This is a genomic window from Halocatena marina (genome assembly GCF_023276375.1).
Taxonomy (GTDB): Archaea; Halobacteriota; Halobacteria; order Halobacteriales; family Haloarculaceae; genus Halocatena; species Halocatena marina.
Genome location: NZ_JALLPK010000001.1, coordinates 1,273,839 through 1,295,890, shown reverse-complemented (window position 1 = coordinate 1,295,890; position 22,052 = coordinate 1,273,839). Strand labels below are relative to the sequence as shown.

The following is a 22,052-nucleotide window of genomic DNA, read 5'->3' as shown; positions in this document are numbered from 1 at the left end:
GCTCCGACAGGCTTCCCACACAGTCTCTGCCACCGGATCAGTTGGGTATTCCACCCCCGAAGAGAGCCGAAGTAGTCAGGGACGAAGAATGTGGAGAAAATAGAAAACGAAGAGAAGAAACTAAAAGCGATGAGATTCACACGACGCAGCATACTACGCAAGGCATCGACACTTCCAGCATTGACACTCGGAACGAGTGGATTCGCAGCGGCAGCAGACTGCAGCGGAATCACGCAGTGGCAATCGGACGTCGCCTACACGGAGGGCGAACAGGTTGTGTACAACGACGCACTCTGGGAAGCGCAGTGGTGGACACAGGCCAACGAACCGGAAGAAAGCGATAGCGTCTGGGTGAAGATCGGCGATTGTGGGAGCGGTGGAGGCAACGAGTCACCGACCGCAGCATTCACCCTTTCTCCCTCCTCGCCCGAACCAGGTCAACAAGTGACATTCGACGCATCGAGTTCGTCGGACGCTGATGGAACGCTCCAGTCTTACGAGTGGGCGTTCGGTGACGAGACAACAGCGACGGGCCGGACGGCCACCCATACCTACGCTACTGTCGGGGACTACACAGCGACGCTCACCGTCACCGACGACGCAGGCGCGACTGCGACCGGTGCTACGACCGTTTCCGTCGGCACCGGTGGTAGTGCCAAAGAAGACGACGTATTCGCACCGTATGAGGGGACGTGGGGCGATCTCGTCGGAAACACACAAGCCGCGAGCACCGACCGCGTGATCGCCTCGTTCGTTGGGGATGCAACGTCCGGGGATGGTGTGAATCCTGGCTGGCTCACCTCGGCCGGCCAGCGTCCACTCACTGATTTCACAGACGAGATCCAGACGCTACAGAATCAGGGGATCGACGTGTGGGTCGCCATCGGTGGCTGGCACGGACGGACCGTCGCCCGTGATGCGAGCACCGCAGCCGAGGCGAAACAGGGTTACGAGGAGATCATCGATACGCTTGGCGTCACGCACATCGATATTGACGACGAGAACGCACAAAACGGACGACCCGCTAGCGTCTACCAGATTCGGAACGAAGCTCTCGCAATGCTCCAAGCGGAGCGTCCGGAGATCAAGGTTTCCTACACTGTTCCGGCTGGCCGAAACGGTATCGAGAACCGGAACTACTCGCCTGCCAGAGACATGGTCAGCGATGCTGTCGATGCAGGCGTCGACCTCGAGTACGTAAACATAATGACTATGAACTTCAACCCGACGACAGCCGATATCATCCGTTCTGCGGGTGAAGGCACTGTCGAGTGGCTCGGCCAGATTTACCCGAATAAATCAGTTCAGGAGCGCTGGGAAATGCTTGGGATCACACCGAACGTCGGTGAATCCGGATTCACAACTGATACGGCTCAGGCCGTCGTCGACTGGGCCGAACAGCAGGACGTTGGCCTTCTCACGTTCTGGGCGCTGTACAAGTCCAGCTCCGTGGCACAATCAGAGGTCTTCTATCAGTTCGAGGATGATGAGTAGAAGATTCGAGTAGCTCGCTACCCACCCGATAGTACCGTTACCATTCGGCAATACTTCCGTCATCGTGTCGCCAGACTGGATTGTGCCAGTCGATATTCTGTCCAGCTTTCTCTCTAACAGCGTCCTCGTCAATCGTGAGACCAAGTCCTGGTTCAGAGAGCAATGACAAGAATCCTGATTCGAACTCGAACACGTCTGGATCACAGAGATATTCGTATGGTTGCCCAGTGGTCGCTTCGGAGAAGGCAAATCCATGATCTTGAATGAGAAGATTCGGGATCGAGGCGCACACCTGCATGGAAGCAGCAAGCGCAATCGGTCCGATCGGGCAGTTGAGCGCCACCGACACGTCGTATGGGTGGGCCATAGACGCGATCCTCGTGACCTCTGTGATGCCGCCTGCGTGTGAAATATCCGGCTGAACGACGTCGACAGAACCCGATTCGAGCAGTGTCTTGAAATCCCATCGAGAATACATTCGTTCACCGGTCGCCAACGGAGTGGTTGTCGTATTGGCAATCGATCCGAGATTATCGTTGTACTCCGGTAACACCGGCTCTTCGATGAACATCGGTTCGAACGGTTCGATCGCGTGGATGAGCCGCGTTGCCATTGGTGTCGAAGCTCGACCCCTGAAATCGACGATGATGTCGACATTCTCGCCGACCGCTTGGCGGACGTTCTCGACTCGATTTGCGACTGTTGTGACTGTTTCGGGGGAGTCGATCGGCCGCATTCGCTCGACGGCGTCCATCTTGATAGCTGAATAACCAGCCTCAACCAACTGTTTGGCCTCGTCAGCGATTTCAGAGGGCCGGTCCCCTCCGATCCACTGATACACTTGGACTTGATCGCGGCAGCGTCCACCCAACAGCTCGTATACCGGTACATCATAGTGTTGACCCTTGATGTCCCACAACGCCTGATCGACCCCTGCAATGGCACTCATCAGGATCGGCCCACCCCGGTAGAAGTTGTTTCGGTACATTGCTTCCCAGTGGTCCTTGATCCGAAGTGGATCTTTTCCGAGGAAGTAGTTCTCCATCAGTTCTGTCACCGCAGTACACACCGTTTTGGCCCGACCCTCGATGATAGGCTCTCCCCAGCCCGTGAGACCGGTGTCGGTTCGGATTGCCAAAAATACCCAGCGTGGTGGGACTTCATACAGTTCAAAGTCCGTGATGTTCATATAGAGTGAATTTCCTGTACTCAAATATATCTATCGGGCACTGCAACCTGCGTTGTTGCTTTTGTTGGCCCGCAGACGGACCGTGTTCGATGTCATCTACACTCCGTTCATCACATATGAACAAAACTTTTAGTTTCCAAGAGTAATGATAATTACAATGACTGATTCAGACCATCAACAGACGGTAAACGCAACACAAACAAGTTTTACAATCGTCGAGGCACTCGCAGAGGGTGAGAGTCCCATTGGGGTTACAGAGTTAGCCAACAGCCTTGATCTTCCGAAAAGCACAACGCACAAGCACCTCAATACGCTGTGTGAGCTCGGTTATGTACGCAAAAAGAATCGTAAATACGAATTAGGAATTAGTTTCGCCGGTCTCGGTGAAGCCGCCCGGATCGGTAACACTGAGTACGTTATGGCAAAGCCACATATTGATATCCTCGCAGAAGTGACTGACCAGACAGCGGGAATACTGATCGAAAGGAAGGGATACGCTATTGACCTCTACCGTGCGTGGCCCTCCAACCGTCCTACAGACGACCGTACGAATTCTCGGTATCTACACTGTAGTGCACCTGGAAAGGCGATCCTCGCAGAGTTACCCGATGATAGAGTTGACAAGATAATCGAACAAACCGGCCTTCCTCCGAAGACAGATCGAACGTTAACAACCCGAACGAAGCTACAGGAGCGACTCACCCAAATCGCAGATCGGGGAATTGCGTTCGAACGTGGTGAACAACGGCTCGGTCACCGAGCTGTGGCAGTCCCTATCAAACATGATGAACGTGTGATCGGTGCCGTTTACGTCGCAGGGAACGGCAATCGAATGAAGAGCAAACGATTCGAAGAAGATATTCCCGGAATCATTATTAGCACGGTCAACCGATTCGTCACTGATATGTGACCCACTGTTTCGATGTTGTGAACACGAAGGCAACGGATATATTCTTATTACCGTAGATGAATACTACATGATTTAGTGGCGTGTTCGAATGATTCTGGCTCATAGTAGTGCTCAGATTTGAGACTCACCGGTTGGAATGATGTCCAGAGCTGTCAATCAAAGCTTGAATATACCCCGATCGACAGCAGCGATTGGCACCGATAATTACAACGGTACACGTGTAATACCCAGTCGTAGAGGTTTACAGCTCTGCTATCGACGTTTTGGTGGGAGCTGGTTTAGTGAGATGAGGAAAATATCACCTGGAATAAAAATACGTGATCGAAAGGTACTGATACGATATCCTACATCGTTGTGGACTCCAACGATGATCGATGACGAACTCAATTCCTGAGTGGTCATTTGTCCTTGGCAATTCCCATGATATCCTTGAGCACGAACACGAGAGCAATCACACGAGGTTGATGATCTTTGGTACCTACACAGATGGCGATGTGTCCGTGTCCTACCTCTTTGAAAATCTATAATGCATACATATTCCTCATTTAGGCAAAAGAACGCTAATCTGTCAACAACGCATCGTCACCATACTGTTCACGGAGTCGATACAGATACTTCCGTTGCTCTTCGAGTCGATCGGGTCGTTCGGCGTAGACATCCGTGAAAATACTGTCTGGATCAGCCCTGTACTCCTCGGCCCGATCTACGAGTGCAGTGATTGTCTCCTCTATTTCGTCCTCCATTTTCGCAAGCCACTCAGTATCGATGATTCCTTGATGGGAAAGAAAAGCCTCAAATCGATCGAGTGGGTCACGCTCGCGCCACCGTTCGACTTCTTCCTCGTCGCGATACGCTGAAGGATCATCAGCAGTCGTGTGGGCACCAAAGCGGTATTGGATCGCCTCAATCAGTGTGGGCCGGGATCCGTTACCTTCAACAGCCTTCTCACGAGCGGCCTTCGTCACCACGTACATTGCGAGTGGGTCCATTCCGTCGACCTGAATTCCTTCAAATCCATACGCTGTTGCCTTCTGAGACAGTGTTTTGGACGCTGTCTGTCGATGGCGCGGTACCGAGATTGCCCACTGATTGTTGTTACAAATGAATATTGTGGGTGTGTCGAATACCCCGGCGAAGTTCATTCCTTCGTGAAAATCTCCTTCGGAGGTGGCACCGTCACCGAAATGGACGACAGTCGCCCGATCGTCGCCGTTCAGTTTTGATGCCCACGCCCATCCGACAGCGTGGGGAAGATGGTCTCCAATCGTGATATTGAGTGGAAAGACGTTTACATCCGCTAGGGCCGCGTTGCCATCTTCGTTTCCCATCCAGTATATCAGATACTCCCACGGAAGTTCACGAGCGACGAGAGCACCGTGTTCGCGGTACTGATAGAAGAGCGTATCCTCATCGCGCAGGGCGTACGTTGATCCGATCTGCGATCCCTCCTGACCAGCCAGTGAGGAGTACGTCCCGATCCGCCCCTGACGCTGCAGACTGATCATGCGCTCGTCGAACCGTCGGCAAAAGCGCATGTCACGGTACATTGCTGTTAACGTCTCGTCTTCGAGTTCTGGAAGTAGTTCTGAGGAGACGACGCGACCGTCTGGATCAAGCACCTGCACAGGATCGTCACGTCCCCAATCGAATACATCATATGACATATGCTACCAGTACAATGGATGAGGGGTGTAAAAACGCTGCCGCCATCCAACGACAAAGAGCAGACGAGAAACTACAGCGCTAGTCGCAAGAAGATGCACACGATTCAGATGGAGGTATCGATCCTTCCCTTAGGGTATACTGAATCACTGGCTTTAGTATCAAAGCGGATTACCACCTACTATCTTCCACTGCTAGTTGATTCAGCCCTGAAGCATGTGGGCTAAATACCAAATCATTTGGCTTGCTTTGTTGGAAATTCAATAGGAAATACCTCCGAGATTACACCCACAGACGACGGGAGTAGACATTCTGTGTCTGCTGTTCGTAGCTTATGGATCTCAATCAGAGTAACATCGAATTTCAATTTACAGAAGGGCAATAATTTGATGTAGCGATAGGGTGTACTTCAAGCCATGATTCGGTCGACGTGGGATGAATGGTTCATCGAGGAGGTAGAGAACGCAGTGATTGGTGGACTATCAATCTGGTATCTCGGCGCGACAGGCTTCATTATCCGAACCGCAACCACAACCATGTATATCGATCCATATTTCGGAATCGGAGAACACCGCTCGGATGCAGTTCGAATATGCCCAATACCTATGGATCCAAGCGACGCGACGCTGTGCGATGCAATCCTCATTACTCACGAGCACGTCGACCACATGCACCCTCCGTCGTATATTCCTCTGGGAGAGAGCCTCGACGCTACGATACATGCTCCGGAGACGTGTTTCATAAATCCGGATTACGATGGACCACTCCGGATCCCGCCACCCCAGCGATCGACGGTGAAACCCGGTGACACATTCGAGGTCGGTGACCTCACCATGTACGTGTTCGCCGCGAACGATACTGATGCGGTCGAACCGGTCTCATTCGTCATCGAACACGCATCGGGGACGTTCTACCACGGTGGAGATACGAAGTATACTGATCAATTCATCGCTATCGGTGAGCGATTTGATATCACACTCGCTGCGTTTGCGTTCGGTACTGTTGGGCCGTTCACTCCACCTGACGAGGTGAGGGTCAAGCCGACCCGATGGTACATGGACGGAAATGAGATGATTAAAGCGGCAGTTGCGCTGGGCGTCGAACGGCTCGTTCCCACCCATTACAACCTCTGGAAGGGTTTCGAAACTGACCCGAAAGTCCTCCATGACCACGCGGTTTCCTTTCGGTATCCGAACGTTATCGAAATGGTGCGTGTTGGAGATCGACTCGATATCAAACAGCCAGGCATCGTTCCACCTGAGTGGGCCGAATGATGGTTTTTCTCGACGAAAGCGGTCGAGGATACTCTTTCGAGTTGTATAGTATCAAGGGATGACAAACACTCAATATACGTTTTATTAATCTGTTTCGATAGACGGTTTTGAGTAATACAATTTTGTTACTTTCTAATACCTAACAGTATAGTGATATACAGTGTATGCTATATTATTTTCTGAAATATCCTCTCCAATAGATTCAAAGATACGTGCGTGAATACTGAACAAAAATACTAAAGATGGATATAACAACGATTGCGTTCTATGATTGTCCGTAGTAAATATCATAACAGTAGTAAGGAATGTAGATGCGCGATCTGATCAGTTAGAGAACCTCTGACGACGTGCTATCTGCTTTGAAATTCTCTATTTTCTAGATTATCATACGAGACACCTGTTTTTGACTCTCAAAGATAATGGCTCATATTATATTAATATTGTTTTCAGATATATTTGGTGATGTCACCCAGATTTTTGCATTCGTATCTAAATATCAATGTGTGGATGTAGTCAAATAGTATGTTTTAATTTTTGACTAGGTAGCAAAAGCAGCCGACAGGAGCAATCAATGGACAGAGATGATCCATCAACAGATTCAGATCCTAACGTTGTGCATCCATTTGTCGATCTCCTCTCTGTAACCAACTTTCTGGGGCTTAGGCAACGCATCGAGTGCGTTGAACTGCTCGACGATGGCTGTTCGTGCTCGCTCTTCGAGCGCATCGGAGACGAACGGATCGTTTGCCTCCCGTTTGTGATCGATCAGATCTGTGACAAGCGCCGGGTCACCACCGTCGACCTCGGTGGCCAACGTGTGGATATTCGCCTCGATGTCCTCATGCCCAAGGACGTACTGTGCGCCGAGAAGTCCTCGGTAGACGTAGAGAAATTTCTTCGGCCGCGGATCGTAGCTCTTCGCTTTTTCGGGATCTAGATGCTTATAATAGTTCGATTTTGCCATCCCAAGATAGGCATGAGAAACATTCATCGGGAGATGCTTCCGGATGAGCGCTTCTAGGGCATCCATCTCTAATGATAGTCCGTTCATCACCGTCGGCGCTTCGAACACCAGCTCGATGACATTGTAGTTAGCTTTCGCTAGTAAGGATCCAAATTTTTTGAGTTCGTAACTACGGAGGTCTATCTCGGCGTAGGCTTCAAAACCTTCGGTTGTCCCGTCCATGTTGACAGTCACTTCGTCAACTGGTGTCTGAAGATACGCGTACTTCTCAGCCGGGGTGACGTGAACGCCACGAACGTCGATATCGCTATTGGGACTCTCAAAGCCGTAGACGTGACTGCCTGTCACCGCATAAAAACGCGGTTGCTGCTGGTGAGTGCTGGCTTGAGCGACCGCTTTCCCGATGAAATCCCTGATCTCTTCGTCACTGTACTGCAGATCTAGATCATCTGTTGTCATGTGTTGTTTCCTCCGTGATCGAGCATATCTCATAGTTTCGTTTGAATCTGCTGACACTCGTGTCGGTAATCGAGAGTCACGGGATCCAATCGGCGGCTCGTGTGCGGAGAGACAAGAGCCCGTCCGAGCAGCCAGCATGGTCCCACCAAACAGGTCATCGTGAATTGCTACTGTTACCGACTCGTCCGCCCATTGGATGATGGAATTATCGACAATCACGAGCGCAAACGAGATAGATAATAGCCGCAGTTAGCAGCAGACGCGTACGGTCTGTTATTTATCTCCGATTAGTCGATCGATCAGTGTCTTTGTTCGTGGTCGTTCGGCGAGGAGCACAGAACACTCGACATCGTCGACGACATCCAACACCAAGCTGCCACGGACTAACCGCGAGAGAAGTCCGCGCTCAGTCGCACCGATGATCACCATCGTGCTGCTGTCAGCTGCTCGCTCAATTTCGGACTCGATATCTCCGGTTTCGACTTGTAACGTCGCGTCCGCGAAGCCGTGAGTGTCTGCCCAGTCCTCAAGGAAGACGGTTCCCTCTTCCTTCGAGTCAGCGACGTGAAGGAGCGTGACATCTGAATCGTACTCAGTCTGTAACAGTTTTGCAACTTCAGCAGAGAGGTCCGAATCCGGTCCGCCTGCTGTCGGCACGAGAATCTTATCAGGGTCAAACCCACGATCTTTGAGAACCAAGAAATCACACGGCAACTCATCGGTCAGCTCGTCGAAAGTGCCTTCAACCCGTCCTGAGAGGCCATGCGTCTCTTCATTCCATCCCATGACAACGAGCGACGCTTGATGTGACTCGGCTGCGTCGAAGATCCCTTTGAACAGCCGGTGTGAGAGGACCGTGTGGGTTTCAACGTCGACGCCGAATGTTTCGGCGTCCTGTTTCGCTTCGTCGAGTATCGCGTGATAATCTTCTTCAAGCTCATCGACGTGATCGGCGGCGTATTGAAGCGCAGTTTGGTCGGGCGCTGTGACGACATGGACCGCATCGACGGTTCCACCTCGCTGCTTTGCGGCAGCGCTCGCTAGCGTGATGAGATCTTTCTCTGTCTGTGGGTTTGCAAGTGGAACCATTACCCGAAACTCGCCACCATCGGGTTGAACCGTACTCGCAGCCGAAACCGCAGCCGGCGGCATTTCCTCCGATCGGTCGAGAATATACTGGCTCAGGATCCCTTTCTTTTCGGCTATCCCTCGAGCATAGACGAAATACCAAATGAGTCCGCCGGCGACGAACACCAGTGAAAGCGCAATCTCAATCGGTTCCATGAACGCGATTAGTCCAAACGATGTAACAGCGCCGACGATCGGCACCACCGGGTATAACGGCACCTCGAATTCGGGCTGGTACTCCTCGACGTCGGCCTGACGCATCACGATGAGTGCGATGTTGAGTAGTCCGTAGACGATGAGGTGGAGGACGCTACCGGCTTTTGCGAGCGTCTTCACGTCACCCACAATAATGAACAGGAGGATGAGCGCACCCGTAACCGCGATGCTCCGATACGGGGTAGCGAAATTGGGATGGATCGCGTTGAGTTTGTCTGAGATGAGCTTGTCTCGTCCCATCGCAAAGTTAATTCTCGAAGAAGCGAGGATACTCGCATTCGCGCTGGAGGCGGTTGCTAACAGTCCCGCAAACGTCAACATGCCAACACCGATACCCGCGAGACCGAACGTTCCGAAGGCGATTTCGGCGACATCCAAAACGGGGGTTGTAGTGAACGATGGGCCAAGCTGCTGCCAGTTAACCACACCCATCAGTACCACCATGATGATACCGTACATCACCGTCACAATCACCACGCTGCCGACGACGGCCAGCGGTAGGTTCCGTCCAGGATTTTTCAGCTCCTCGGCGACAGTCGTGATTTTTGCGAATCCGAGGAATGAGACGAATACGAGACCTGTTGCGGGGAGGATAGCGGCAGCGCCTCCCGCTTCTGCCGGGAAAAACGGCCGAAGTGTCGAGATATCCGCCTGAAAGAGACCGAGAATCGAGAAGACTGTAAGGATAGCGACAAGGATCGTAACAATTACGATCTGGACACTGCCGGTCTCTTTCGCGCCGATGTAGTTGATGGCGATGAACGCAGCACCTGCTAAGAGCGCACCAACCTGAAACGAAGTCAAACCGACAGACCCGAACATAAGGTTAGGGAGTGGAAGGAACGTGGCCAGATACTCGCCGAACCCGAGGGTGTAGAACGCAGAGGCGAAGGCAAGTCCCATCCAGTTGCCCCAGCCAGCAACCGAGCCGAACAGTGGTCCTAAGGCGTGGTTTACGTAGTAATAGCTTCCACCGGCCTTTGGCATCGCTGTTCCCAGTTCAGAGGCAGAGAGCGCTGTGAACAGCGAAATAACACCTCCAACAATGAACGAGAGTGCAACGGCCGGCCCGGCTGCCACAGCCGCTTCACCCGGCAGCACGAAGATGCCTGCACCGACCATCGTCCCGACACCGATCGTCAGTACCGAGAGTAGCCCGAGATCTTTCGCAAGTTCTTCGTTGGTTTCAGTCATTACTCATCCACCTCCACGGAGAGGGCAATAACTGGTCGTTCCGCCTCGGTAATCAGACGGAGAGAGCGGTCCCCAGCGAGGAACTGGCGGATTCGGGCACCACCCCGAGGTCGGAAAGCGATCGCGCTCGCATCAACGTCTCGTGCAGCCTCAATGATTCCCGCGACTACGTTACGTTGATATGTGGTTTCCGTTTTGGCCTCGGGGAACGTCTCTTTGAAGATATCGAACGACTCACTAGCAACTTGTTTGGACTGTTCAACCGGAGTTTTATCGGGGACTCCTTCGCCTTTCTCGACGACATACAAGATGGTAATATCACCGACATCGTACGGTTCGAGGGCTGTCGCCGTTGCTTGGGCGTCTTCTTGGTTAGCGATCGGAACGATTATCGATTCGGTAAGTGACTTGCTCATCGATTTATAGTAGACCGGAGCTGCTGTTTGTCCACAGTGTCGTTTGGACGCGACTCGATCTCGGGGTCGGAGATGAAATTGATTCCGCGGTTCTGATACTCGTGGTAAACTGTATTACGAACGAACCAGCGTCGAACATGAGTTCCGTTCCACGGTAGTCGTGTCATCGCTCAGCTGGCTCAGCGTTGGATCCGCGGAAGATCTCTAGTGCTGTTCCGTCAGTGTTCTTCCGTGAGAGCACGGTAACGATGTCATCTGGATGAACGACCGTGTTGCCGTGAGGTGTGAGTTCTTGGTCATCTCGCTCGATACCGATGACGAGCGTATTGTTGTCGAGAATACCTTGATCACTCGCTTCTTCGAGGCTATGGCCTGCGATCGGAGCCTTCGATCGGACGGTCAGTTGAATGATGTTAGCTTGCCCCGTGAGGCTGATGAAGTCGTCTGGTTCATCGGTTTGTTGGTCGTCATCCGGGCCAAACGGTGTATACGGGCTGAAGAATTCGTCTTCAATCAAATCTTCATCCTCGATTTCGATGCCGAGTTGCGAGAGATTTCGAGAGACTCGTTGCAGATCTTTGGTATGCTCACCAATCGCAACGACATGAAGATTTTCACGACCTGTCATCAGCGTTCGGACGTTGACGACACCGGGAATCGCGCGGGATCTGTGAGCGAGTGCTTCGCGTTCTGGAATTGGAACGTTACACAAGTAGAGATTCACGAGCTTTCCACCGGCCCGTTCGAAGTCAACGTGTGCGGTGTACCCACGGAGGATGCCCCGTTCTTCGAGGTTCTGGATCCTGTTTCGAACGGTCGCCCCCGACACATTAACTGTATCAGCAATCGAGGCGGCGGTCGTATTACGCCCGTCTTGCATGAGTGCATAAAGGATACGACGATCAATGTCGTCGAGCCGATAGTCAGTTTCTGGTTCTGGCATGGTCACGGTTGATTTCGAATATACAAATAGAACCGTTCATTACTCACTTAATAGTTTCTATAGTGGCTCTAAATTTCGATTGTAAAAATTTCCAGTAGTACATATCTGTTCGAATGGAGTCCGTACACCCGATTGCCGTCGTGAACGTAACAGAAAGCTCTCTTTCTTGTCACCCACAACTATCTAGACCTGTTCAGCGCCCTTTTCTCTCGTCTCGTATAGGAAATTCACTCTACACGGAGCTCATAATAGACGTGCTCACGCGTGTATAGACTACATTGAGAGGAGGGAAGTTCACAGTGCAGGGTACCGAAAGCACGATCAGTGCTCGACAACGACCACACTAGTACTAAATACCAATACTCTTATAGAATGTGTCCAAACAGTTCTCTCCGCTACGTCCAATCAATATGGCGACGTTCGAACGCCAAACCGGGCAACAGTACAACACTGAGGACAACTAAATAGGTTTAGAGTGACTACTTCATCAGAGATTGCCATATATCCGAGTGCAACAGCGAATACTAAACTAATCAATTCTACCCCAGAGACCAATAATTCAGTGCACTTAAGACTATAGATATTATCCCTTCTGAACCATCTAATACGTTTCGCGAGTGGTACAGGTGCCATTCTTTGCTCCACATTGTCGAGGTTCACAAAGTGATCGAACAGATGGTAGAAACGATTTTCCCACCCATGGCACGGATAGACTTGAGTGGTAATCGGCGTGGTTATTGGAAAAATCGATCGACTGCACCAGGGTAGGAACTCTTAATTTGGGGCTATTCCTGTAGCGAGTAATGGGTAATGTCGTTAGCAGAAGTTTGACCGAGTTGCTTGGAGAAATTGGTGTGTGGCAGGCGACGGTGCTATTGCTTGGAATTTCTATTGGTGTTGCAGTGGTTCTCGAATTTATCGTGCTCAGGTCGCTGTTGCGATACACAAAGCGTACGGAGACAAAGTACGATCATATTCTCGTCGAGGAACTCCGGATTCCGATCGTCCTCACAGCCGCACTGACAGGAGTGTTTTTGCTGACACAGATTCCATCAGTAGTTGATAATGTAATTCTAACAGATGGACAAATAAATAATTTCTTCGGGAGACCATCGTTGTCGGTCATCTTGCTTGCATGGGCCTTCGCGGCAAATCGCATCGTCAATCGAATTGTCGACGAGGTGAAAGGAAAAGATTCTCGGTTCGACTTTGCTCCCATTTTTTCGAATATCTGGACGCTCGTTGTCTCTGCTGGCACTATAGCGACGTTACTCTCTGTGTGGGGTTACAGCATCTCACCACTGTTGGGCGCTGCGGGAATCGCTGGCATGGCAGTTGGTTTCGCTGCAAGAGATACCGTCGCAAACTTCTTCGGCGGTATAGCGCTCTACTTCGACGACACGTACAAGCTTGGCGATTACATTAAATTGGACACCGGAGAGGCGGGGACCGTTGTCAACGTCGGGGTGCGATCGACGACGCTTATGACGCGTGATGAGGTACTCATCACCGTTCCGAATTCGATTCTCAACGCTGCGAAAGTGATCAATCAGTCAGCACCAGAGACGAGAAAGCGGCTTCGAGTTCCAATTGGGGTTGCGTACGGCACTAACATCGACACATTTGAAGAGCTTATTATAGAGATAGCAAGCGATGAAACGCTTGTCCTCGACAACCCGAAGCCACGTATGCGGTTCCGTCAGTTTGGAGACTCGGCGCTCCAATACGAACTCTTTTGTTGGGTGCGCGCACCGACGCAGGCTGTCAAAGTCCACCACAAACTCAATCGGACGATCTACAAGCGACTGATGGATGTCGGTATCGAAATCCCGTTCCCGCAACGAGATGTGCGTGTGACAACGGAGGATTCGACCGACGCAAAAGCTGTGTCAACCTCAACCGACGAGAGCATTTCTTCGAATGGAGACAGCGATTCCGGAGTGAAAGCGGTTGAGAACAACGATACCGTCTAATCTGATAGCGACGCCGTATATTCCCGTGTTTGGAGATCATCGACAGTGGATGGTTCAAAAATCGATTCGGGGACGACGATACGGAGTGAAATTTTGATTCACTTGTGTACCACTTCTCCATTCATCGTTCGATCAGTGGTCGAGCCTATTATTTAGAATACAATATATTCGATGATGTATCAGCAATCAATACTTAATGAACTCTACGGTTTTGTATACGCTGAACTATACACGCGGTAGAATGTTCAGTCATAAATAAGAAATGATTTGACAGTACAAATAATATGTCTGTAATTTTTATGTTATTACTTGGACTAGCTCCGAATGAATATACTGTTTATTCTAGCTTTGATAGCGTTTGCCGCCGAATTTGTATAGCGGCCACTAAAAGGATTGTCCAAAGAGTATCGCCCATATAATGATAGTGAATTGATGGTGCGTACGTGCGATCACATCTTACTCAGAAAATGTGACTATAGTTGTTATTCAAAGATCATCGATAATCATTAGATTATCTCCCACATATAAAATTCTAGTACATAATAAATAAACAATGTTATAGAATCGATACACGACATGATGTGTTTATCAGCCTTAACTATTCTTCAGAGGAATCCAACACACGTCCGTGAACATCGATTTCTCCATTTCGAATGCGGGTACTGCTGATTCGGACGCCGTCTTCTGCGATAACAAATGGAGATGTATGAACTTCAAGCGGCTGGAGGCCGGTATCAATGCGGCGTTGGTTGAGTTCGTGAGCACGACGTTGAGCTTTTGTCTCTGGAGAAATGACAAGCGCATCCACATCTTCACGTGTTGCAGCAGGGCCCAAAGTATCTTCTAACTGAATGATCTCGTAGGTTGCAGTGTAAGCATCGGACATCCGATTAAGTTCGGCATCGAGATTTTCCCGTCGGTCTTGAAAGGAACCGAGCAGTTCGGCGTGGGATGGATCACTTCGTGTCTGCTTGGCAAGAGTAGTCGAAACGAGACCAACGATAACGTGGCCGTCGCTCCCCTCAAGACGATCTGCGGTTTGGAAAGCTTTGTGTAAGAGGGCACGGTGACCACTATGAATTGGTGTGAACGTACCACCGAGAATAGCAATCCGTTCGGAATGAGCCATACGTGCACAATTGAGTTCGAACGTCCTATGTGTACCGGAGTCTGCACAAGTACGCTCGTTTCTGTAACATTTCCGTGCGCCATATAAACAGAAAATCACATGATCCCGGTCGTGCTGCTGGAGTCCAGTTTCACGTTTCATCGGAGATCTGGCTGTGATCGTCCGTGCGCCGATTCATGTAGATACGATCATTTGCGTGAATTCCGGTCTGCGATTGTGGCGCGACTCTCGCCGGTGCATCTGAGAGACGGCTCAAGAGTTTCTCTGTCTGCTATTCGCATAGTCAGTTGATTCAATCTGATTAGCAATCGATAGCGCTCGTGTGAGATCTGTTCGAGTGATCATACCGGTGAGTTCGTCATCAGTATCCATAACGAGTAGCCGGCCGATTTTGTTGCGCTGGAGTTCAGACAGTGCATCAATGATGTCGGCCGTGGTTGCAATCGTCTTGAGATCGGTTTCCATCATATCGGCGGCAGTAATAGCGTCGCGTTCGACGGGGGGCACAGAACTGATGTCGTCTAACGTAATCATGCCGACAACAGTGCCATCATCAACGACAGGATAGCCGACGTGGCGCTGTCTAAACATCTGTTCGAGTAGCTCTGAAATGCTCGTTCCTGCGGCAACAGTATCGAGATCTTCCGCTGGCGTCATAATCTTTCGTACAGAAACGCCTTTGAACGCATCCTCGAGTAACTGTTGTTGCATTTCACTCGATGCACCAACATAAATAAATAAAGCAATTCCGATAAGGATGATATTGAATCCAAGGAGACCGATAAATCCGAGGAAGAGGGCAAATCCCTTACCGACGGTCACAGCGATCTGGGTGGCGCGCCGGTGCGACCGTGTGCGAGCGAGGAGCGCGCGCAGGACCCGTCCGCCGTCCATTGGAAATCCCGGTAGCAAATTGAATGCAGCGAGCGCGACGTTCAGAATTGCCAAATACCCGAGGACGAAACGACCGGCATAGAAGGTCTCGGGGAGTACAAGAAAGATAAGATAACAACCAACTCCGAGAAGGATGCTCACGAACGGTCCGGCAACAGCGATCAAGAGTTCTTGACGCCAATCCTCGGGCATATCGGTGATGGAGGCGATGCCGCCGAGGATCCACAGTGTGATTGACTCAATCGCGTAGCCGAAATGAAGCGCGACGAGAGAGTGGCCAAGTTCGTGAAGAACGACGCCGACGAACAATCCAAGCGCTGCTATGGTGCCGAGAATCCACGGTGTTGAACCCGATGCTAACGCTTGAGGGGCAATCTGAGCGTCCCAAACCATATTGAGAAGGTTGGCTGTCGGTACTACTTGCGATCCGATAAGGTAGGCGAAGATCGGAATGATGAGTAAAAACGTAATATCGAGTTCAATCGGAATGCCGAATACCGATCCCAGTCGAAATCGTCGCATAACTGATCTAGCACAGCCAATCATACAACGTTTATCAAAGCTTTCTCTCGACAGAACTATTCACCGCGCATAGAGTAGCCGTCCGAGGCAAGCGTAGCTGTGTCAGTGAATGAAGACTGTCTACAAGAGGTGATTAACTGATTTACACCACCGTAACGTACCACGAATTGATGGATATCGATGAGAATTTGCGTTAGGGTATGTCCTATATTGGGCTGATCACAGGTACTCGACCGATAGCGATTGTATATTTGACAATCAATCACTCGTCTACCAAATCAGTTTATGAGCACTGCGAGGCCATTCAAAGAAAGATCACACTGTTATCGAATGAGTGTCACGGGGACCGCTGCGCGTCGCGCGACCAATTCAGCGACACTTCCAAATAGGGGTCGCTCTTCGTCGGAGCGCCCGTGGGCCCCAATGACAATATGATCAATCTCTGTTTCATCGGCGTAGTCGACGATGATTCGTTTCGGATCGCCGATTTCAGACACGGTGGAAACGTCACGACCGTACTCGTCCGCGTGTTCTTTGACTTCATCGAAGAGCTGTTCTGTGATCTCTTCAGATCGTTTGTACCACTCTTCAGAGCCAGTCAAAGGTTCGTAGGCAGACTCAAAGTCAAATTGTGCTCCGTAGCCGGGTTCGAAGAGATCGACTACGTGTAGCACAGTGATCGAGGCGTCTGGATACTCTCGCAATGCGTGACGAAGCGCTCTGAACGACAGTGGCGACCCATCGACTGGAATGAGAACGTTTTCTGTCATTGTTGTAATTACCTAATCAAGCTGTGTTCTACTATGTCTCTGTTTGTCCGTGGAAACCTGAGATCCTTATCTCTGCTTCCACCACTCATTAATTAGTGCCGAATAGAATAAGTCCTCCTGTCAATTGTATGAACGGGACTTCCACGATCGATTGCAGCATACTTCGTATCGTCTCGGCCGCTACGTCCTTGTGTGACGGCTGAATCTCGGCAAGGCCATGCCAACACCTTCATCCGTAAGCTGACGATATGCGCGGCAGACGACGAGGAACGCCAACAGCTCATTACACGATCAGAGTAGACATTGATAGGCTTACTCTGGCAAGCTCGATTTTAATATATAATAGTAGCCATATTTCCAATGACACACCCGAGATGGCTCGTGGGGCGACTACGCTGTCCAGATCCTGTAATAGCGATAATACTTACAACATTCAGTTCAACAAAAAACACACTATTCCACGCACGGATTCAATCTGGTTTGAGGGAAACCCTTGCATTTACAGCTGTAATTGTGTAATGTTGGTTGTGAATAACCGAACAGGTCATTGGTGATCAAACATCGCTTATGCCGGTGGACTCTAACTGTGGTTGATCGTTTGTTCCTTTGATATTGTTTGAGGTGGGCGTGATTTCCGTCTTCCCAACCAATGATGGATCCACTGAAAAAGCCTTTCCAGATACACAGACGCCATCATACGATCATCACCGGTCGGCCTGCAGTCCTGACGACGCGGTCAGCAACGCTACCGATATGGCCCGCAAGCTCGTGTGACTGTCCTTGATATCCAAGGACAATGGCGTCAGCGCCGATTTCGTCAGCATAGGTAATGATCTCCTGATGGGGAGCACCGTGACGGATCTGTTGAACTATCTCGATGCCCATATCGTCACCAGAATCTACAACCTCTTCGAGCAGCGAAGCACCGTGGGTCTCTAAATCGTTGAGTACGAGGTCTGAGCTACTGAGTGTTGATTCGCCATACCTCGTCGTATCAACAACAAATATTGTGTGCACAGTTGCGTCGAACTTCTGTGCGATTCCGAGTGCTCGTTCGACTGCCCGGTTCGCTGAATTACTTCCGTCCACCGGAACAAGTACGGTGTCGTACATGTTGCACCACTCGCTTTGATACGTCATCAAGCGTCAAAAAGTTTGGTTCAAAAGTCATTGTCATCGAGTATAGCACCTGAACCCGCCTGTGGCACGCACAACCCATACATTTTACCTCGATCTGTATTCAGAAGGGATTGATCGGTCATACACTTACGTTGATTCCAATTATGAGGCATTTGTGCTAGTTTTTTCATCGTTGAAACCGTAGACAGCGTATGAACCCCGCCCGAAGTAGTATCGGCGGCGGAATCGTTGCCACAGTCGTTCTGGCGGTGTTTTTGCTCATCACGGACTTCCTTCTCAGCGGCACCAAAATCTTCGTCTTTGCCACGTTCACGAGTTTGTGTGCCATTGGAGGTCCACCATACTGTGAAGCGGGAAGCCTCACAGCGGCGGGGTTGACATTTTTTTGGTTTATTATCTTGTTCGCTCTCGGATGGCCACTCCTCTTTGGAGGCTTTACGTGGGGACTTCCTGGTGAGTCGGGGCTTACTCATGGAGCCGTCTTTGGTTTCATTCTCTGGATAGGATACGTCGTCACTGTTCTCTACGGTATTTGGGCCGGTGGTGAGACATTTGCTGAAGATCTTCCGCTCTTGATCATCACGCTGTTCGCGTATCTAGTCTATGGACTTGTCCTCGGTGGCGTCTACGATCACTTTGCTGGACACCGAACGTTCCTAACACGTCGAACAGACAGAGAAACGATGGGATGATCGACAACAGCACTCTTTCGGGGGAAGAGTGCTCTTTTGACTCCAATCAGGTAGAGACACCACTGTGCCATTCTCCGAGTGAATTCTTGGTGTTGGCGACAGACGACAGCGCCGGTCAGCGCGGCATATGATGTGTTGATTAGAAATTATTTTCACAAACTGCAATGAGGCCAGAACACCAAGTTGCTACCGATTGTAGGATACTCATGAAAAAACCACTGAACAGCCCGTCACAATCCTGTTGGATTCCAGTAATAATCATTGCTGTTATTCTATTCGTCGGGTCAATGGTGCCATCCCCCTTCCGCTATCGAAAGTTCGGGCGCTTCGGTCCGGACAAATTCCTTCATTTTGTAGGTCACGCTGGGCTTTCGACAACGCTCGTGAAGGCACTCGAAGCCAAATGTAGCAGACGTACTGCGCCAGTCCTTGCCGTCGGCAGTTCGACCATCCACGGTGTTATCACCAACTCCCTTCAGCAGTGGATTCCAGGACGGAAACCCGAGTACGCCGATGTCGTTGCTGGCTTTCTCGGATCAGTGGCAGGAGTCTGGTTCTGGCAGTACATATTGGCTCGTCCTCATCCCAGACAGACGGGATAAGCCACACGAACAGAGTGCAAGAGCGATGACCTTGAAGATCACGAGGATCGCGGTTACCTGTTTCGTCAGTGTCGATCAGTACAAAGTCTGGCGGTGACGGTCCTTACCTCGACTCGATAGGCGTTCACTATCGTAGTCTGCGCTGGTGGAGTCTCTCGACCTCATGAAGGCGTTGAGAGAAGAGCAGAGATCACGATCTTGGAGTAACGTTCCTATGTGATGACAATCGTTTTCCGTCCACTATCAGCTTTCACACGACGCCCAACGCCACTAAGGTGTTCGGTGTGATCCCCGTGTTCGCCCATGACGATGATATTTGCGCTGATTTTATCAGCGTACGCGATGATTGATTGTTCTGGGATACCATGGCGAACGTCAGTTACAACATTGAGACCAGCGGCTCTTGCTTCGTCAGCGACATCAGCAACACATTCGTGACCATGATCTTCAGCTTGAATACACGCCAATTCGCTTGAGCTGAGTGCCGTCTCATCGAACTCTCGACAGTCAACGACACAGAGTACGTGGAGTGGCACCTCTCTGTCATTTGCAATATTGATGGCGTGATCACCCGCTCGTTTCGCACACTCACTCCCATCCGTGGCAAGCAGTATCCCCACCATGAAGTCTAGTCAGACGGTGGCTGACTTATTTCTTTCCGGCTCGCCAACAGCAGCGATCGTCGTCTATCAGTAGTCGCCGAATGATAGTATCAAGCGGTTGCTGACCCTCTTTCAGAATGTAGCCAACTCTCGACATCAGCTCGTTCATCACAGACCGTGGTGACAGCCCGCTGTACCGATCCGGTTGTCGTATGCGGTCCGTCTTAACAGAATACAGATCGATAGATAACGACTCAGTGGACTGGTCCCGTGTTATCAGTATCGAACAGGCGATTTTCTCCACTCATATAATCACGTATTCCAAACAAGTGTACGAACTCAGATCACGTTCGCTTTCGAAATACAAGAAGTTAGACTGATCCACGATGCTCAAATCAAGTAATTCTCTGATTGTCACGCCTGTTGACTCATATATCGATTTTTAGTAACCACGCTTCTCTTCGAAGATATCATGACAGTCAGTTAACGTGTCTACCGTGTATAGAGCGCTACTCAAACCTATCTTACACCATTGGTCCTATCAACGGTCCTTTCAGAAATACATAATAAGTTCGATATTTATCGAGAATGGATTATTTCTGACGTGTGGTTGGAGTGCTGTTTAGCACCACTAGAGAATGATAACTAGAGGTGATAATTCGAACAAGTCAGTTATATACTATGAATATTGGGGATGAAAAACCTTTTTTCACTTAGAATAAATGATACATCTCATGCATTATCTAAAATGAAGTTATCCGGCGCGAATCTTTACCGAGAAGCTGGAACTACGATGCAGTTACTCTAGTCCAACATCCACAAACAGCTTCGACATCATTTATACATATGTAACAGTAATACCATTATATTGAATATTTGATATGAAAATTTCAACAAGATGTTGAGACGCCGAGGGCCGAAATTATATCTAGTAAATATTAATACTATATTTTTGATATAATGTGTTTAGTTAGGTTCAGCTGCTGCTGGATATTCGTTTGTCAGAACCGTCAATTGAGGAATGCTGTGATCAACTCCCATCGTTTTGAAGTTGTTTGTTCATCGATATTACCGTGAGTTCCCAGTATCCAGTTCTTCGTACTCAGATTCTATTCCTGAATCGAAACGAGAGGGACCGGACCACTCAGTTGAATGCGCTTGTCAGTTGTAATATCGTGCCCAAACACACGCTGTGTATTGTCAACGATGTGTTTATAATAACCACGTTCCAGTCGGGAAAACACCCACAGGAGTCCCCAACCATCTCCCAGTGTTGTGATACGTTCGATCGTTCCGTCGAGGCCGAGGCGATGAATCTCTTGAAGATCGTATCCGTGCTCACCAGTCTGGAAATACAACGCCTCGCTAGCCGAACCCCAGATAGCTGGTGCATTTGGACTCCAATGTGGCTCACCATCAGTTAATTGCTGATAGTGCTCAGTCTCAGTGTCATAGACGAAGGGTTCGTATTGTGTACCTAAATTTTAGAAAAATGCAATCTATTCATCTGTTGGTGATGATCGCGGATGCCTGACCCGAGGGATACCTGCATACGCTCTTGTGGATAACACTGTCGTCATACATTAGTAAACACCGTAAGCCCAGAAATAATCGGTCCCCACAATAACAGCGATCACGGCGAGTATTATCAACCGACACAGTAATTAGATACATATCAGTAACTTACTATGAATGATCCAGTTCCATTGTCCACGCCAGTGTAGCCTAGTGTTGGCATCTGAGGTTGATGTGCCTGGAGACGTCGTCCTTGGTATAGTTCTGATTTTAACAACCATTTTTGGAGGTGTGTACATACTTGGCAAAATAAGTCGATATATGAGACAAAACCAAACTCAGACGGTTGGTCCCCATGTGATTA

At 50.0% G+C, this 22,052-nt stretch carries 17 protein-coding genes; 6 read left to right on the top strand and 11 right to left on the bottom strand.

Annotation, left to right across the window (positions count from 1 at the left end; all coding sequences use genetic code 11):
* Positions 1-90 precede the first annotated feature (90 nt).
* On the top strand, positions 91-1,494 hold the full coding sequence (locus MW898_RS05970) for a PKD domain-containing protein (RefSeq protein WP_248905456.1): 1,404 nt from the start codon (positions 91-93) through the stop codon (positions 1,492-1,494).
* Between the two features lie 37 nt (positions 1,495-1,531).
* On the opposite strand, the gene dgoD is transcribed toward MW898_RS05970, so the two are convergent.
* The gene (gene dgoD / locus MW898_RS05965; protein WP_248905455.1) at positions 1,532-2,683 is read right to left on the bottom strand and encodes a galactonate dehydratase; all 1,152 of its coding nucleotides are present in this window, start codon (positions 2,681-2,683) and stop codon (positions 1,532-1,534) included.
* Positions 2,684-2,840: 157 nt separating this feature from the next.
* On the opposite strand from dgoD, the gene MW898_RS05960 reads away from it, so the two are divergent.
* Complete coding sequence (locus MW898_RS05960) at positions 2,841-3,593, top strand: IclR family transcriptional regulator (RefSeq protein ID WP_248905452.1); 753 nt, start codon at positions 2,841-2,843, stop codon at positions 3,591-3,593.
* A 560-nt stretch (positions 3,594-4,153) separates the two neighbouring features.
* Here the strand turns inward: MW898_RS05960 and pdhA are convergent.
* Positions 4,154-5,257 carry a pyruvate dehydrogenase (acetyl-transferring) E1 component subunit alpha gene (gene pdhA / locus MW898_RS05955; protein WP_248905449.1) on the bottom strand — a complete coding sequence of 368 codons (1,104 nt, stop codon included), beginning with the start codon at positions 5,255-5,257 and terminating at the stop codon, positions 4,154-4,156.
* Positions 5,258-5,671: 414 nt separating this feature from the next.
* On the opposite strand from pdhA, the gene MW898_RS05950 reads away from it, so the two are divergent.
* Positions 5,672-6,529 (top strand): MBL fold metallo-hydrolase, encoded by an 858-nt coding sequence (locus MW898_RS05950; protein ID WP_248905447.1) that lies wholly within the window; start codon positions 5,672-5,674, stop codon positions 6,527-6,529.
* 598 nt (positions 6,530-7,127) lie between these two features.
* On the opposite strand, the gene MW898_RS05945 is transcribed toward MW898_RS05950, so the two are convergent.
* The 4 genes from MW898_RS05945 to MW898_RS05930 form a co-directional block, all read right to left on the bottom strand.
* The gene (locus tag MW898_RS05945; RefSeq protein ID WP_248905446.1) at positions 7,128-7,952 is read right to left on the bottom strand and encodes a nucleotidyltransferase domain-containing protein; all 825 of its coding nucleotides are present in this window, start codon (positions 7,950-7,952) and stop codon (positions 7,128-7,130) included.
* 273 nt (positions 7,953-8,225) lie between these two features.
* Positions 8,226-10,490: an amino acid permease gene (locus MW898_RS05940; protein ID WP_248905445.1), complete on the bottom strand. Its 2,265-nt coding sequence runs from the start codon at positions 10,488-10,490 to the stop codon at positions 8,226-8,228.
* The gene (locus MW898_RS05935; RefSeq protein WP_248905444.1) at positions 10,490-10,906 is read right to left on the bottom strand and encodes a universal stress protein; all 417 of its coding nucleotides are present in this window, start codon (positions 10,904-10,906) and stop codon (positions 10,490-10,492) included. The genes MW898_RS05940 and MW898_RS05935 overlap by 1 nt, the downstream gene beginning before the upstream one ends.
* Before the next feature lie 163 nt (positions 10,907-11,069).
* The gene (locus MW898_RS05930; protein ID WP_248905443.1) at positions 11,070-11,849 is read right to left on the bottom strand and encodes an Lrp/AsnC family transcriptional regulator; all 780 of its coding nucleotides are present in this window, start codon (positions 11,847-11,849) and stop codon (positions 11,070-11,072) included.
* A gap of 803 nt (positions 11,850-12,652) precedes the next feature.
* Here MW898_RS05930 and MW898_RS05925 point away from each other — a divergent pair.
* Positions 12,653-13,822 (top strand): mechanosensitive ion channel family protein, encoded by a 1,170-nt coding sequence (locus tag MW898_RS05925; RefSeq protein WP_248905442.1) that lies wholly within the window; start codon positions 12,653-12,655, stop codon positions 13,820-13,822.
* A gap of 598 nt (positions 13,823-14,420) precedes the next feature.
* Here the strand turns inward: MW898_RS05925 and MW898_RS05920 are convergent.
* The 4 genes from MW898_RS05920 to MW898_RS05905 form a co-directional block, all read right to left on the bottom strand.
* On the bottom strand, positions 14,421-14,951 hold the full coding sequence (locus MW898_RS05920) for a phosphopantetheine adenylyltransferase (RefSeq protein WP_248905441.1): 531 nt from the start codon (positions 14,949-14,951) through the stop codon (positions 14,421-14,423).
* A gap of 252 nt (positions 14,952-15,203) precedes the next feature.
* Positions 15,204-16,367, bottom strand: a complete 1,164-nt coding sequence (locus tag MW898_RS05915) for a CBS domain-containing protein (RefSeq protein WP_248905440.1) — start codon at positions 16,365-16,367, stop codon at positions 15,204-15,206.
* Between the two features lie 323 nt (positions 16,368-16,690).
* Positions 16,691-17,137, bottom strand: coding sequence for a universal stress protein (locus MW898_RS05910; RefSeq protein WP_248905438.1), 447 nt, complete (start codon positions 17,135-17,137; stop codon positions 16,691-16,693).
* 693 nt (positions 17,138-17,830) lie between these two features.
* The gene (locus tag MW898_RS05905) at positions 17,831-18,250 is read right to left on the bottom strand and encodes a universal stress protein (RefSeq protein WP_248905437.1); all 420 of its coding nucleotides are present in this window, start codon (positions 18,248-18,250) and stop codon (positions 17,831-17,833) included.
* Between the two features lie 218 nt (positions 18,251-18,468).
* On the opposite strand from MW898_RS05905, the gene MW898_RS05900 reads away from it, so the two are divergent.
* Together MW898_RS05900 and MW898_RS05895 are read left to right on the top strand one after the other, a co-directional pair.
* Positions 18,469-18,969 (top strand): DUF6789 family protein, encoded by a 501-nt coding sequence (locus tag MW898_RS05900; RefSeq protein ID WP_248905435.1) that lies wholly within the window; start codon positions 18,469-18,471, stop codon positions 18,967-18,969.
* Between the two features lie 287 nt (positions 18,970-19,256).
* Positions 19,257-19,571, top strand: a complete 315-nt coding sequence (locus MW898_RS05895) for a VanZ family protein (protein WP_248905433.1) — start codon at positions 19,257-19,259, stop codon at positions 19,569-19,571.
* A gap of 212 nt (positions 19,572-19,783) precedes the next feature.
* Here the strand turns inward: MW898_RS05895 and MW898_RS05890 are convergent, their stop codons facing one another.
* Positions 19,784-20,194 carry a universal stress protein gene (locus MW898_RS05890; RefSeq protein ID WP_248905431.1) on the bottom strand — a complete coding sequence of 137 codons (411 nt, stop codon included), beginning with the start codon at positions 20,192-20,194 and terminating at the stop codon, positions 19,784-19,786.
* Positions 20,195-22,052 lie beyond the last annotated feature (1,858 nt).